Origin of the sequence: Sphingomonas sp. PL20, from assembly GCF_017875905.1 — a bacterium.
GTDB lineage: Bacteria > Pseudomonadota > Alphaproteobacteria > Sphingomonadales > Sphingomonadaceae > Sphingomonas > Sphingomonas echinoides.
This window is the reverse complement of sequence record NZ_JAGINH010000001.1, coordinates 1-13,737: the sequence shown is the minus strand read 5'-3', so window position 1 is coordinate 13,737 and position 13,737 is coordinate 1. Positions and strand designations below refer to the sequence as shown.

Genomic DNA, 13,737 nt, shown 5'->3' with positions numbered 1-13,737 from the left:
GCCGCACGTATTAGAATGTGAAGCGCCCTTTGGGGTGCTCGCGTTGTTTCTGCATGAGCCCGAACTGACGAGTAAACTCAGCGACGGCGGGACTTTCCAACACAAAGGCATCGATATGCGTCCGACAGCCGTTATCCTCCTGGCCACAACCATGCTTTTTGCCGGAACGGCAGAAGCGCGGACGTATGACCTCGTCCTCGACCGGCAAAAAATTGAGGTCGAACCCGGTCGAAAAGACATGGCGATTACGGTCAATGGCGGAATTACGGCACCGGTCCTGCGCTTTACCGATGGCGAGACAGCGACAATCCGCGTCACCAACCATCTGAAGGAAACGACCTCAATCCATTGGCACGGCCTGCTAGTGCCAGGATCGAAAGACGGCGCGCCCGGGTTCAACGGCTTTGCCGGCATCAAGCCTGGCGAGACCTATACTTACACCTTCAATCTGCGGCAGACCGGGACCTATTGGTATCACGCGCACTCGGCGACCCAGGAGCAGGAAGGCCAGTACGGGGCGTTCATCATTGACCCCAAAGCCGGCAGCGATATCGCAGTGAAGGCAGACCGTGACGAAGTGGTGCTGTTGTCCGAGCATACGCGCACCGCGCCGGAGCGAATATTGCGCAACCTGAAGGGCGATTCGGGATATTATAATTTTTCCAAGCGAACCACGCCCGAGCTTTTCCGCGATGTCGCAAAATTCGGCCTGAAAAAGACCTTGGCGGACCGTGCGGCCTGGAACAAGATGCGGATGGATCCGACCGACATCGCCGATGTCGGCAACTACACGCTGCTCGTCAACGGTCAGCCGACCAGCCGCAAACCCTACCTACCGTTCACGCCCGGTGAGAAGGTGCGGCTTCGGATCATCAACGGCTCGGCGATGAGCTTCATGGATGTTCGCATCCCCGGATTGACGATGACCGTGGTCGCGGCCGACGGTCGGGCCGTCGAGCCCGTCACGGTCGATGAGTTCCGCATCGGCGTTGCCGAAACGTATGACGTGATCGTCGAGCCCAAGGCAGGCCAGGCCTATCCGCTGTGGGTCGAGACGCTTGACCGCAGAGCGTCCGTGCTGGCGGCAATTGCGCCCCGGGAAGGGATGGCCGTGACGGCACCGGCGCCGCGTCCGCGCCAGGTTTTGCTGATGAGTGAGATGGGCAGCATGGGCATGTCGATGGGCGGCGATGCCAAGCCCATGGCCGGCATGAATTCTTCGGGCAGCTCAATGCCCGGCATGGACATGAGCGGCGACAAGTCGATGGACATGGCTGGAATGGATCATTCTGGCGGCTCGATGCCGGGCATGGATATGACCGGCAAGCCGGACGCTTCGTCGATGTCCCCCAGCAATTCGCCGGCAGGTTCGACCGAGGCCGCATCTGGAGCCATGGCTGGGATGAACATGGGCGATGGCAAATCGATGGCGATGGCGGGAATGGACCATGCCGGCGGATCGATGCCGGGCATGGATATGAGTGGCAAGGCAGCGGGTTCGGCGAAGTCTTCGGCCAGTTCGAAGGCAGGGTCGAGCCATTCTACCTCGGGCGCCATGGCTGGAATGGACATGGGCGACGGCAAGGCGATGGCCATGGCTGGAAAGGATCATTCGAACAGCTCGATGCAGGGCATGGACATGAGCGGTAACGCTCCTGCGTCGTCAGACCACGCGACGATGCCAGGAATGGCCGGTACATCAATGATGGCCGGCAACACCTCGCCGCGATTGGGGAGTGCGGTTCAGGTGGCGTCGGCCGGTAAGAAAGGCACGCCGTTCCCGCGCGTCGACTACGGCATGGGCTCCGATACGATGGCTGGCATGGACGGCATGGCGATGACCGATGGCGGCATGCCGGGCATGACCGGCAACAGTCAGGCTATGGCCGGGATGGACATGGGCAGCGGCAAGATGGCCATGCCTACGCAGGACACCGGGATGGCCGGCATGGCCGGCGGTAGCGGGTCTTCGGCTGGAATGGACATGAGCGGCGGCGGAGGCAGCATGGCTGGCATGGCTGGCATGTCGATGACATCGCTTGCCGACGAGGGCGACACCGATGGCTCTGGACGGGTCTTTGGCTGGGCCACAGGCGCTCCTTATGGAGCGCGCGTGCTTTCGGTAAAAGACTTGCGAGCACTCGCCCCGCAGCGTGACACCCGTGCACCGACCCGGACTATCGTCATCAAGGTGTCGGGCAACATGGAGCGGTATATCTGGACGCTTAACGGCGCCAAGTTCGGCGAGGCACCGCCGATGAAGGTTGCATTTGGCGAGCGGGTTCGCATCACCTTCGTCAACGAGACGATGATGGCGCATCCGATGCACTTGCATGGAATGTTCTTCCAGGTCGAAAACGGTCAGTCGGCAGATCGGCTGCCCGACAAGAACGTGGTGACGATCGCTCCCGGCAAAACGCAGTCGATCCTGCTCACCGCCGACGAGGCCGGGGAATGGCCGCTTCACTGCCACCTGCTCTATCATATGGAGAGCGGCATGATGCAAAAGCTGATCGTGACATCGGTCAGTCAGCCAAATGGCATGCCCATGCCTGCAATGCAGTCGATGCCTGGAATGGATCACGGGACGGGAACGAATTGATGTGGTTCATCATGGCTGCCGCAGCTGCGGCAGCGGCAAGCACGCCGGCCGCACCTCAGACCGTGGAGGTCCCGGCGGGTCCGCCTGCACCGCAGGAAAAAGACGTCATGGAACGCCAGATCGAGATGGGCGGAATGGGTCATGAGGAGCGGACCTTTACCTACAATCGCATCGAGGCGGACTATTCACGCCAGCGCGGCAAGAACGTCGGCAATTATGATGCCGAGGGTTGGGTCGGCGGTGACCGGGACAAGTTCTGGTACAAAAGCGAAGGGGAGAAGAACGGCCCACGCACCGAGCAGCTGGAGTTCCAGGCGCTCTACAGCCGCAACGTATTCACCTATTTCGATGTCCAGGGCGGCGTGCGCTACGACGTCAAGCCCGACAGCCGCGGTTACGCCGTGTTCGGCATCCAGGGGCTGTCACCCTACCGGCTCGAGACCCAGGTCCACGCTTTCGTCGGCTTCAAGGGTGATGTCAGCATCAGGTATAAGCAGAGCTTCGATCTGCTGATGACCAACCGGCTGATCGTGGCACCAACGCTGGAGACCGATTTCTATCTGAACGACGCTCCAGGACGCCGGGTAAAATCCGGTTTCTCGGTCATCGAAACGGGCGTGCAGACGCGTTACGAATTCAGCCGCAAATTCGCGCCGTACGTTGCGGTTGTCTACGAGAGCAAGCTCGGGGGGACTGCCAGGCTTGCCCGGTTGGACGGCGAGAATGCCGGAGGATGGGCGCTGAGAACCGGTATTCGTGCATGGTTCTGAGATGGTCCTACGGGCGACGTCGCTGCACACGCCAAGCGGAATGGCGCTAAATCGAGCGGCCTATGGCTACCTTGCCGCGATGACCAGCTCAACCAAGGATCGAAGGACATTGTGACATGAGAAGAACAAGCGCGATCATCTCGGCCATGCTCTTGTTGCCTCTGGCCTTAACGGCGTGTGGCAAAGGCGATCAAACGCCCAACATCTCCGAGGACCAGATGAACCATTATGCCGGCGTCCCCGAGCACGATCACCCGACAAATACTGCGACGATCACGACGCCGGCGCCGACCACGCTCGATCCAGCAAAGAAGCAGTAGCGATATGCGTCGTTGATACCCGAAAGCTTCGGGATCAATGACGCTGACTGATCAGGCGCCTTTCGGTTTGCGGCCGCTATTGTGCATGCTGACGATCTTCCAGTTGCCCCCCACGCGCCTCAAGACGCTGGTTGCGACGCCAAGGCGTTCAGCAACAGCCCCGGTCTTCGGCTCGATCCTGAATCGATAGCTTTCAGTCGCGAGTGCGACCGGACCCTCGAAGCGGACAGTGACCTTGTAGTCGGAAAACTTGAACGACTTGAACGCCGCCAGCTCGGGTCCAAGATGATGGGCGAGATAGGTCGCATAAGTCCCCTCAGAGCCGCCCGTCTCGAAGATCTGGGAGTCAGTCGCGAAGAGACGCTCTGTCCCGGTCGCGTCGAGCTTCTCGATCGCCGCCTTGTACTCAGATAGCACCGCTTCCACGGCCTTGGTGTCCGCCATGCGCGATGGAGACTGAGCAGCGACCGCAATCGGCACTACCAGCGACACGGCCACAGCCACCCTCAATACAAAAATCATCTTTCCCCCTTCAGAATGCAAGATGGTTGAGGCCGCCATGCATGAAGGTGCCGCCCAGGAACCCCTGTACCGATATCGCCAGCGTCATCAAACCAAGCAACCCCCAGTAGACAGTGCGCGATCGATCGGGGGCTCTGCGGTGCGCTGTAGCCAGGTAGGCGAGGCCGATCCCGAATACCGCGATCAAGGTGCCAAGCCAGCGATGGGTCATCAGGATCGGATTGCGGTCCCAGAGATAAAAGCCGCCAGCGAACCAGCCGAGGAACGCCGCCACAATGGCCCCCAGCGCGCCAACGACCAGCATGACGTGCGCTGCGCGCTGGTAGTCACGGTTCTGACGCCACAGCCCGAAAAGCTCGACCGCGAACGCACCAATGAACATCGCGATCGGGAAATGGATGACCATCGTGTGGACGCGGCCGAGCCAACTCACGAGGCGCTCGCCGAAGCTCTTGTTCTTGTTGGCGCCCTCGTCGTGCATGCCACCCATCGCCATGTCGTCACCGGCGATATTCATGCCAGGGCTCGTCATCGAACCCATCGCCATGTGATCGTTCGCCTTGGCGGGAGCCGCACTATTGGCCGCCCCGGGCCCTGCGCCCAGCGCGTCATGATCTTCATGCGCGAACGCGAGCGAGCCCGTCGACAGTGCGACAAAGCCCAGCAAAATCATCATCAACCGCTTCACCGATCGCATCGTATTTTCCCTGTCTCGAAGTGATTTTTCGCTCGTGCTGTGTTTGGATCGTTGCCGATCGATGAGAGATCTTGACGAAGTTCTAGCCCGCCATGGCCAGCATGCCCGGAGCAAGCGCCATCCACATCGCCATAGCCACCATCATCACGTTCTCGGTCAGCGAGATGAAGCCGAGGGGCACGTTGCTATCCCCTCCCACACAGGCGCATTTCAGCTCGCGCTTATCGATGTAGACGGCCTTGAACACCGACACCGCGCCGATCGTCCCGATGATGAGCGCGACCGGCACCGATAGCCAGGTCAGCGCCCCTGCGATCATCAGCACGCCCGCGCCACCTTCTGCGAAGGGGTAGATGTAGGAATAGGGCACCCAGCGTTTGGCGAGCAGATCGTAGCCCAGGAACATACTGGAAAAGCTCTCGATGTTCTGGAGCTTCAGCAGCGCCAGGACGCACATCGAAAAAGCGATGAACCATTCGCCCGCGCGGATCGTGAACGGGCTGCCGAACACGGCATAGCTGGCGGCGAGCGCCATCAGCGCCGTCATGACGAATACCGCGATCACGGGACGGTAGGAGACGGCTTTAGGATCGCTGACCGTCTTGCCGAAGAAGCGGCGCAAATCGTCATAGCCGCCTACACGTTCGCCCGCGATGAAAGTCTGGGGGGTCGTCTTGACCCCGTGCTTCGCCTTGAACGCCTCGGTTTCCTCGCGGGTCGTCAGCCAATGATCGTCGACCGAATAGCCCTCGCGCCGCAGCAGATCCTTTGCTTTAAGCCCGTAAGGGCACGTATGCTCGGCCATCACCATCCGGTAGATCGTCGCCTGCCTGGCGGGGCCGGTAGCCATGTGCTTCTCCGCTTGCTCTGTCCGCTCAAAGAAGTGTGAGCGAGTTACCCCAGGTCACCGTTCGAACCGTCGATACCGCAGGCTCCTGCCCACGCCGTCGCGATGCGAGCGGGTCGCCAGGATCGCTCCCGACAACCCGCTCGCAGCTATCGACGTTCTACTTGTGCTTGGCTGCCCCCTTGTGCCCACCCTTGTGATGAGCGGCCTTCTTCGGGGCGGCCTTCTTGCTCTTCATGTCCATCTTGTCGCCGGGAGCCATCTTCATCCCGCCCATCGAACCGCCATTTGACTGCGCCGATGCCGCGCTGATGCCGGCCGTGGCGATACCGATGGCCGCAACGGTCTGAAGGAGCCTGCCGGCGAATTTCATCTTGGTCATAACATGTCTCCGATCGTGTCTAGGGCAGCGGCGGTGCAACCGTCCTACCTACAAGATGATACGCGGCACGAAGCGTTTGCCCTCGCGGGCCTGAAGTATGGCAATCGCAAGCGACAATTGCGTCTAAATCGCTCCAGATGAACCGGATTGCCGCTTGCTCGTTGACGATCGAACCACAAAGAAAGGAACCAGCATGATGCGTTTTCTTAATATTTTGACCATCGCCGCAGCAACCGTCGCCGCCACACCGGCGCTTGCCCAACACTCTCAAATGGGCGGAATGGCCATGCCGGGGATGCAGAGCATGCAGAACATGGGTCCAGCGCAAAAAGAGCTTTCGGGCGCGATGGACCGCATGAACCAGGCGATGATGCAGGGGATGATGGACCCCGATCCTGCCAAGGCATGGATGAAGAGCATGGCCGCCCACCACCGCGGCGCGATTGAAATGTCCCAGATTATCATGCGTCATACAAAAAACGCAGAGGTGTTGGCAGAGGCCCGAAAGACCGTCGATGACAATCAGCGGGCACTCGCTGAGCTGCAAGCAAAGATGCGGTGATACTCAGCCGTCGCCAGCGGGCGTGTGAGAGGTGGCGACACTCACCTCTCACACGGATCGTTATGCGCAATAAGATGACAGCCTCGCCACTGACATTGGCGTGAACGGTCGCTGACAGACGCATTCAGGACTGCTTCAACCCGGACGATCTACTACGACCTCACGTGATTGAACGATGAGGAGAATGGTAATGTTTGGCAAAATATTTGCGGCGGCCGCACTGGTCGCCTCTACAGCTGGTGTTTTAGCACCAAGCGCGGCACTTGCCCGGGATCGCGACCATGGCGGTTGGCAGAATCAAGATCGTCATTCTCAGGGCGGGTATGGCAACCATGGGTACAACCGTGGCAATGGTGGCCATGGATATAATCGCGGCGGCGGCCATGGTTACAGCGCCGGCGGCGGCTATTATAACAATAATGGCTACTAGGCGTCACCTCAAGCTTTGTACGCTGAACAACGATTTTCCGGACATAATGTGAACATTGGTGTCAGGCAGCGGCGCGAAGGTACTGGTAGAGGGTTTCGCGGCTGATGCCCATGTCGCGCGCGATGGTCGCCTTGCGTTCACCGGCGGCAACGCGGCGGTGCAGATCGGCAATCATCTCATCCGAGAGCGACCGTTTCCGCCCCCGATAGGCGCCGCGCTGCCGAGCGATCGCAATGCCTTCGCGTTGCCGTTCGCGGATCAGGGCGCGCTCGAACTCAGCAAACGCACCCATGACCGAGAGCATCAGATTGGCCATCGGGGAGTCCTCCCCCGAGAAGGACAGGCTTTCCTTCTCAAACTCGATCCGGATACCTCGCTTGGTGAGGCCCTGGACCAGCTTGCGCAGGTCATCCAGATTGCGGGCCAACCGATCCATGCTGTGGACGACGACGGTATCGCCTTCGCGGGCGAAAGTGAGCAGAGCCTCAAGCTGGGGGCGGTTGACGTCCTTGCCCGATGCCTTGTCGGTGAAGGTCCGATCGAGCGACTGACCTTCCAATTGGCGATCCACATTCTGATCGAACGTGCTGACCCGGACATAGCCGATCCGTTGCCCCTTCACTGCGCACTCTCTCCATCAAAATGTCAGGTTGAAATCTATGATACGCAACGACATTCGTCAACAAATTCCGTTTAGTACCCTAATCTGACAGAAACCGCGGTAGCGCCCTGACGTCCGGTTAGGCTATACTCCAAGCTGACATCACAAAATCAAATCCCTCAAAGATGGCGTCAATTGCCTTGATGGGGTAAAAACTGGAGTGCTTCCAGGATGGGACATTCGGCAACGTCATCTCCAGTGCATCTGGCTAACGTGGTCGCCAGCGTCACCTCTATCTTCTGCAAATCTGCAATGCGGCGGCGGACATCTTCAAGGTGGAGTTCGGTTCTCGCCATAACCTCCGCGCAGGTTTGTGCACCGGTATCGGTGAGCGACAACAATGACCGTATGTCATCCATTGCATAGCCAAGGTCGCGCGCGCGCAGGATGAACTGCAACCTTTGCACCAGTTCCGGCGAATAGACGCGGTAGCCGTTGGAACTGCGAGGCGGCCCCGGCAGCAATCCCACCTTCTCGTAATAGCGGATGGTTTCGAGATTGCAGCCTGTTTTCCGGGCAAGCTGGGCACGCAAGATGCCGACCTGTTGCTCCATGAAAATACCTCTTGAGTCTGTAGTGGCTACAGAGCCTACACTGCGAATCACTCAGTTGGAACAAGGGATTCAAGCCATGGTCTCAACGCCGGAAGCGGGACAGCCAGCCCTCACCGAAAACCACGAGCCGAAGCAGGCAAACTGGGTTGCGGCGGGCGCATTGATCGGCGCGGGGCTCGCCTCGGCTTGCTGCGTCGTCCCGCTACTGTTGGTTATGCTCGGAATTTCCGGCGCGTGGATCGCCAACCTGACGGCGCTCGAACCTTACAAGCCCTATGTCGCAGGCGTAACGCTCGCGCTGCTCGGCTACGGCTTCTGGCATGTCTATTTCAAGCCGAAACCGCCCTGTGAAGACGGTTCCTACTGCGCTCGTCCACAATCGGCTTGGACCACCAAGGCGGTGCTGTGGCTGGGCCTTGCCGTCGCCATCCTGGCGCTCACCATCGACTGGTGGGCACCCTGGTTCTATTGAAAGGAAATACCCATGAAAAAGACAGTATGTATCGCTATGGCCGTGCTGGCTATGGCTGGCGGCGGGGTCGCCTATGCAGTTAGTGGCACGGCGCAAGATCGCCCCGCGGCTACCGCAACCGCTCAGAAGCAAACCACCTTTGCCATAGAGAACATGACCTGCGCCACCTGCCCGATCACCGTGAAGAAGGCGATGGAAGGCGTCGCCGGGGTAACGGCGGTCACGGTCGATTTCGCAGCCAAGACCGCGCGCGCAACCTATAACCCGCGCCGCACCAATGCTGCTGCGATTGCCGCTGCATCAACCAACGCGGGTTATCCGGCGCGCGCTATTCAAAACTGAGCGGGGCGCCGCCAGCGCCTCAAGAAAGCGATAAGCAATGAACGACTGTTGCAACCGCCCCGGGCAGGAAGGATTTGACGTGGCCGTCATCGGCGCGGGTTCTGCCGGGTTCTCCGCCGCGATCGCCGCTGCCGATCTGGGCGCGAAAGTGGCGCTCGTCGGTCACGGCACGATTGGCGGCACCTGTGTCAATGTTGGCTGCGTTCCTTCCAAGACGCTGATCCGCGCCGCCGAAGCGGTGCATGGTGGGCTTGCCGCCGCGCGCTTTCCCGGCCTTGGGGGCGCTGTCCAGATGGATGACTGGTCCGTATTGGCGGCGTCGAAGGACGATCTTGTCACGACGCTGCGCCAAAAAAAATATGTCGATCTGCTGCCCGCCTATGACGGTGTGAGCTATATCGAGGGCAAGGCACGCTTTGCCGATGGTGCGCTGATTGTCGGCGATGCGCCCATGAAGGTCGGCAAGGTCATATTGGCGATGGGTGCGCACGCCGCCGTGCCGCCGATTCCGGGGATGGACAGCGTGCCCTACCTAACCAGCACATCGGCGCTGGCGCTGGATCGCTTGCCCAAATCGCTGCTGGTGATCGGTGGCGGGGTGATCGGGGTAGAACTGGGACAGATGTTTTCGCGTCTGGGCGTTGATGTCACCATCTGCTGCCGAAGCCGCCTGCTCCCCGAAATGGACCCGGAAGTGAGTGCCGCGCTGAAAAACTATTTGGAAGCCGAGGGCGTGCGGGTTTGCGCAGGTGTCGGCTATCAGCGTATCGCCCAAACACAGAGCGGGGTCGAATTGACCTGCGAGGGGCATTGTGACACCGTCGCGGCGGAACAGGTGCTCATCGCCACCGGACGCCGACCCAATAGCGACGGGCTTGGGCTGGAGGAGCGCGGCATAGTGCTTGCCCGTAATGGTGGAATCGTCGTCGATGACCACCTCGAAACGTCGGTTCCAGGCATTTACGCGGCGGGCGATGTAACGGGACGGGACCAGTTCGTCTACATGGCCGCCTATGGCGCAAAACTGGCCGCGCGCAACGCGGTGACGGGCAACCAATACCGCTACGACAATTCCTCCATGCCATCCGTCGTCTTCACCGACCCGCAAGTCGCCAGCGCCGGCCTCACTGAAACGACAGCACGGGCGCAAGGCCTGGACATCAAGGTTTCGCTGCTCCCGCTCGATGCTGTGCCAAGGGCACTGGCAGCACGCGATACGCGGGGTCTCATCAAACTGATTGCCGACAAGGCGAACGACCGTTTGCTGGGCGGCCAGATCATGGCACCCGAAGGCGCGGATTCGATCCAGACACTGGTGCTGGCGATCAAACACGGCATGACCACCCTGGAATTGGGTGCAACGATATTTCCTTACCTGACCACTGTGGAAGGCCTCAAACTGGCGGCCCAAACGTTTGATAAGGATGTCGCCAAACTGTCTTGCTGCGCCGGGTGATTGCTCGGGGATCAACCGGCAACGAATGGCCTCCCTCCAGTGCAAGCCGCTTTGGTGTCAATTTTGTTATTCGCCTCAGCGGGAGAGCAAAATGGCACGACGCCGACTTCTGACCGGAGACGAGCGCCGGCGCCTGTTCGATCCTCCTGTCCAAGAAACCGCGATCATTGGGCATTATACCCTTTCTGCGGAAGATGTTGAATTGGTTGGGCGCCGCTATGGTCCAGCAAATCGCCTCGGTCTGGCTGCACAAATCGCTTTGATGCGACATCCCGGCTTTGGTCTGCAACCCGAGATCGGGCTTCCCGACGTCATTCTTCAGTACCTCGCGGCACAGTTATTCGTCGATCCTTCCTCCTTCTCTGCATATGGTCAGCGCGCGCAAACCCGTACCGATCATGCCGATCTCGTGGCGCGTTATCTTGGCATACGCCCGTTTCGACGCGGCGACCTGGCACTTGCCCTGAATCTTGCCGCGCAAGCCGCCGAGTATACAGACAGAGGTGAACCGATTGTTCGCGCCCTCATGGTTGGCCTGAAGGGTGAGCGGTTCATTCTTCCGTCAGGCGACACACTGGAACGCGCCGGTCTTGCTGGCCGGGCACGCGCACGCAAAGCTGCCGCAGCCGCAATCGTCGAAGGCCTCAGCTCTGCTGAACTGACACGGCTAGACGAACTCGTAATCAACAACCCGGATTTCGGCATGACACCGCTGGCGTGGTTGCGTAATTTCGAAGAAGCCCCGACTGCGGCCAATATCAATGGCTTGCTTGAGCGCCTGCGCTATGTTCGCGGCATAGGTATCCACCCGGTAGTTGGGGGCGCCATTCCGGAATTCCGCTTTGCCCAATTTGTCCGCGAGGGCGGCGTGGCACCGGCATTCCTGCTTTCGGATTACAGCGTCAATCGCAGGCGGGCGACGTTGACGGCCGCAGTGATCGACCTTGAGGCCAGACTTGCCGATGGCGCGATCCAAATGTTTGACCGACTTATCGGCGGCATGTTCACGCGCGCGCGGCGTGGGCGCGAGCGTCGCTACCAAGATAGTATTCAGTCGGTGGGGCAACTCATGCGGCTGTTTGGCGCCACGATTACAGCACTTGATGAGGCTGTCCAGAATGGCGGCGATCCGCTCGAATTGATTGACGAAGCGGTGGGCTGGCACCGGCTTGTTGCGGCAAAGGCCCAAGTAGATGCCCTTGCTGATCTTGCCGGCGAGGACGCACTGGTAACGGCAACCGAGCGTTACGCCACGCTACGGCGTTTCAGCCCGGCATTTCTGGACGCCTTCACCTTCAAGGCGTCTGGAACAGGGACGGCACTGATCAAAGCCATCGATGTCATTCGCGATGCGAACACACGAAAGTCGCGCGACCTTCCCGATGGCGTTCCACTGCCATTCCCCAATCGGCAGTGGAAGCGTCTCATCACCGAAAGCGGCCGTATCGACCGCCGACGTTATGAAATTGCGATCATGGCAACCTTGCGTGATCGTTTGCGCGCCGGTGATGTATGGATCGAGGGAACCCGCAACTATCAGCGCTTCGATGCCTATTTGCTGGGTCGGCGCGACGCCGCCAAAGTGGCGGATGTGCTTCCGTTCGATTCAAATGCTGCATCCTACCTCGCTGACCGGGCACGAAATCTTGACTGGCGGCTGCGCCGATTTGCCAAGCAGTTGAAAACAAACAAGCTTGAGGGAGTGTCGCTCGAACGAGACCGGCTCAAGCTTCAGCAAATGCCGCCTGTCACCCCACCGGAAGCTGAAGCCCTCGATCGCAAGCTCGATACCCTGCTTCCCCGCGTGCGCATCACCGAGCTGCTGCTTGAAGTCGCCGAACGCACTGGTTTTTTGAACGCATTCCGTGACCTGCGCTCAGGCAAGGAGCACGACAACCCCAGCACGGTACTCGCCGCAATTCTGGCTGATGGCACCAACCTCGGGCTGGAGCGGATGGCCAATGCCAGCGAAGGCGTCAGCTATGCCCAACTCGCATGGACCCACAACTGGTATCTTTCACCCGAGAACTATCAGGCCGCGCTGGCCATGATCATCTCAGCCCATCACGAATTACCCTTCGCGCGGCATTGGGGCGCTGGCACCAGTTCGTCGTCCGATGGCCAGTTCTTCCGGTCGGGGCGGAGCCGTTCAGGGGCGGCGGACGTCAATGCCAAATATGGCGCCGAACCTGGCGTGAAAATCTATTCTCACCTTTCCGATCACTTCGCATCATTCGGATCACGGATCATGTCCGCGACGGCAGGTGAAGCGCCTTACGTGCTCGACGGGCTTGTCCTGGGCGCCGGCAACCTTCCGTTGCATGAGCACTATACCGATACCGGCGGCGCCACCGATCATGTTTTCGCACTCTGCCACCTACTCGGGTTCCGCTTCGCGCCCCGGCTGCGCGATATTGGCGACCGCAAGCTGGGTTCGATCGCTGCGCCATCGACATACAAGGGCATCGAAAATCTGATTGGCCGTACCATCAAAACGGCAGCGATCGAGGCCGATTGGGATGACATCGTCAGGATTGTCGCCTCAATCAAGGATGGCACGGTGGCGCCGTCAGTAATCTTGCGAAAACTTGCCGCCTACAAACGCCAGAACAGGCTGGATTTTGCATTGGCTGAACTGGGCCGTATCGAGCGCACTTTGTTCACGCTCGATTGGCTTGAACAACCGGAACTGCGACGTGCCTGTCAGGCCGGTCTCAACAAAGGCGAGGCGAGGCACACGCTTGCCGCCGCCATCTATACCAACCGGCAGGGTCGGTTCACCGATCGCTCGCTGGAAAATCAGGAATTTCGCGCATCTGGGCTGAACCTGCTGATTGCGGCGATTTCCTACTGGAACACGGTCTATCTCGACCGGGCCGCCCAGCACCTCAACGCTGTCGGCACGACGTTCGATGCGGCACTGCTTGCGCACCTTTCTCCGATGGGCTGGGCGCACATCAGTCTGACCGGCGATTACCTCTGGGAGCAGGCCAGGCGACTTCCAGCAGGTGAATTCCACCCACTCAACGAGCCAATGGCGCGGTTGAAGCGTGTAGCGTAGCCCATGTTCCGCTTATGTCCGAGAAATCGTTGTCTGGCGAACAAACCTTGAGGTGACGC

15 protein-coding genes are annotated in these 13,737 nt (G+C 60.0%); 9 read left to right on the top strand and 6 right to left on the bottom strand.

Going from position 1 to position 13,737, the window contains the following annotated elements; all coding sequences use genetic code 11:
- Window positions 1-34 precede the first annotated feature (34 nt).
- The 3 genes from H4W01_RS00075 to H4W01_RS00065 all read left to right on the top strand — a co-directional run bounded on the left by H4W01_RS00075 (window position 35) and on the right by H4W01_RS00065 (window position 3,692).
- Window positions 35-2,602, top strand: coding sequence for a multicopper oxidase domain-containing protein (locus tag H4W01_RS00075; protein WP_209609265.1), 2,568 nt, complete (start codon window positions 35-37; stop codon window positions 2,600-2,602).
- Window positions 2,602-3,372, top strand: a complete 771-nt coding sequence (locus H4W01_RS00070) for a copper resistance protein B (protein WP_209609263.1) — start codon at window positions 2,602-2,604, stop codon at window positions 3,370-3,372. Before H4W01_RS00075 ends, H4W01_RS00070 begins: the two co-directional genes overlap by 1 nt.
- Before the next feature lie 116 nt (window positions 3,373-3,488).
- Window positions 3,489-3,692 carry a hypothetical protein gene (locus H4W01_RS00065; RefSeq protein WP_209609260.1) on the top strand — a complete coding sequence of 68 codons (204 nt, stop codon included), beginning with the start codon at window positions 3,489-3,491 and terminating at the stop codon, window positions 3,690-3,692.
- Between the two features lie 51 nt (window positions 3,693-3,743).
- Here H4W01_RS00065 and H4W01_RS00060 read toward each other — a convergent pair whose 3' ends face one another.
- The 4 genes from H4W01_RS00060 to H4W01_RS00045 form a co-directional block, all read right to left on the bottom strand.
- On the bottom strand, window positions 3,744-4,214 hold the full coding sequence (locus H4W01_RS00060; RefSeq protein WP_209609258.1) for a YybH family protein: 471 nt from the start codon (window positions 4,212-4,214) through the stop codon (window positions 3,744-3,746).
- 10 nt (window positions 4,215-4,224) lie between these two features.
- The gene (locus tag H4W01_RS00055; protein WP_334685088.1) at window positions 4,225-4,887 is read right to left on the bottom strand and encodes a DUF2231 domain-containing protein; all 663 of its coding nucleotides are present in this window, start codon (window positions 4,885-4,887) and stop codon (window positions 4,225-4,227) included.
- A 106-nt stretch (window positions 4,888-4,993) separates the two neighbouring features.
- Window positions 4,994-5,761 (bottom strand): MauE/DoxX family redox-associated membrane protein, encoded by a 768-nt coding sequence (locus tag H4W01_RS00050; protein ID WP_209609256.1) that lies wholly within the window; start codon window positions 5,759-5,761, stop codon window positions 4,994-4,996.
- Window positions 5,762-5,918: 157 nt separating this feature from the next.
- Window positions 5,919-6,140: a hypothetical protein gene (locus tag H4W01_RS00045; RefSeq protein WP_209609253.1), complete on the bottom strand. Its 222-nt coding sequence runs from the start codon at window positions 6,138-6,140 to the stop codon at window positions 5,919-5,921.
- A gap of 193 nt (window positions 6,141-6,333) precedes the next feature.
- Between H4W01_RS00045 and H4W01_RS00040 the strand changes: the two genes are divergently transcribed.
- Together H4W01_RS00040 and H4W01_RS00035 are read left to right on the top strand one after the other, a co-directional pair.
- Window positions 6,334-6,702 (top strand): DUF305 domain-containing protein, encoded by a 369-nt coding sequence (locus H4W01_RS00040; protein WP_209609251.1) that lies wholly within the window; start codon window positions 6,334-6,336, stop codon window positions 6,700-6,702.
- A 190-nt stretch (window positions 6,703-6,892) separates the two neighbouring features.
- A complete protein-coding gene (locus H4W01_RS00035; RefSeq protein WP_209609249.1) occupies window positions 6,893-7,132 on the top strand; it encodes a hypothetical protein in 240 nt (79 codons plus the stop codon).
- Window positions 7,133-7,193: 61 nt separating this feature from the next.
- On the opposite strand, the gene H4W01_RS00030 is transcribed toward H4W01_RS00035, so the two are convergent.
- On the bottom strand, window positions 7,194-7,754 hold the full coding sequence (locus H4W01_RS00030; RefSeq protein WP_004213255.1) for a recombinase family protein: 561 nt from the start codon (window positions 7,752-7,754) through the stop codon (window positions 7,194-7,196).
- A 170-nt stretch (window positions 7,755-7,924) separates the two neighbouring features.
- Window positions 7,925-8,347 carry a MerR family transcriptional regulator gene (locus H4W01_RS00025; protein ID WP_039330852.1) on the bottom strand — a complete coding sequence of 141 codons (423 nt, stop codon included), beginning with the start codon at window positions 8,345-8,347 and terminating at the stop codon, window positions 7,925-7,927.
- A gap of 76 nt (window positions 8,348-8,423) precedes the next feature.
- On the opposite strand from H4W01_RS00025, the gene H4W01_RS00020 reads away from it, so the two are divergent.
- The 4 genes from H4W01_RS00020 to H4W01_RS00005 all read left to right on the top strand — a co-directional run bounded on the left by H4W01_RS00020 (window position 8,424) and on the right by H4W01_RS00005 (window position 13,678).
- Window positions 8,424-8,819, top strand: a complete 396-nt coding sequence (locus H4W01_RS00020; protein WP_014072602.1) for a mercuric transporter MerT family protein — start codon at window positions 8,424-8,426, stop codon at window positions 8,817-8,819.
- Between the two features lie 12 nt (window positions 8,820-8,831).
- The gene (locus H4W01_RS00015; protein WP_004213249.1) at window positions 8,832-9,161 is read left to right on the top strand and encodes a heavy-metal-associated domain-containing protein; all 330 of its coding nucleotides are present in this window, start codon (window positions 8,832-8,834) and stop codon (window positions 9,159-9,161) included.
- 37 nt (window positions 9,162-9,198) lie between these two features.
- Window positions 9,199-10,617 (top strand): mercury(II) reductase, encoded by a 1,419-nt coding sequence (merA, locus tag H4W01_RS00010; protein WP_004213247.1) that lies wholly within the window; start codon window positions 9,199-9,201, stop codon window positions 10,615-10,617.
- Window positions 10,618-10,708: 91 nt separating this feature from the next.
- On the top strand, window positions 10,709-13,678 hold the full coding sequence (locus H4W01_RS00005; protein ID WP_209609247.1) for a Tn3 family transposase: 2,970 nt from the start codon (window positions 10,709-10,711) through the stop codon (window positions 13,676-13,678).
- Window positions 13,679-13,737: the final 59 nt, after the last annotated feature.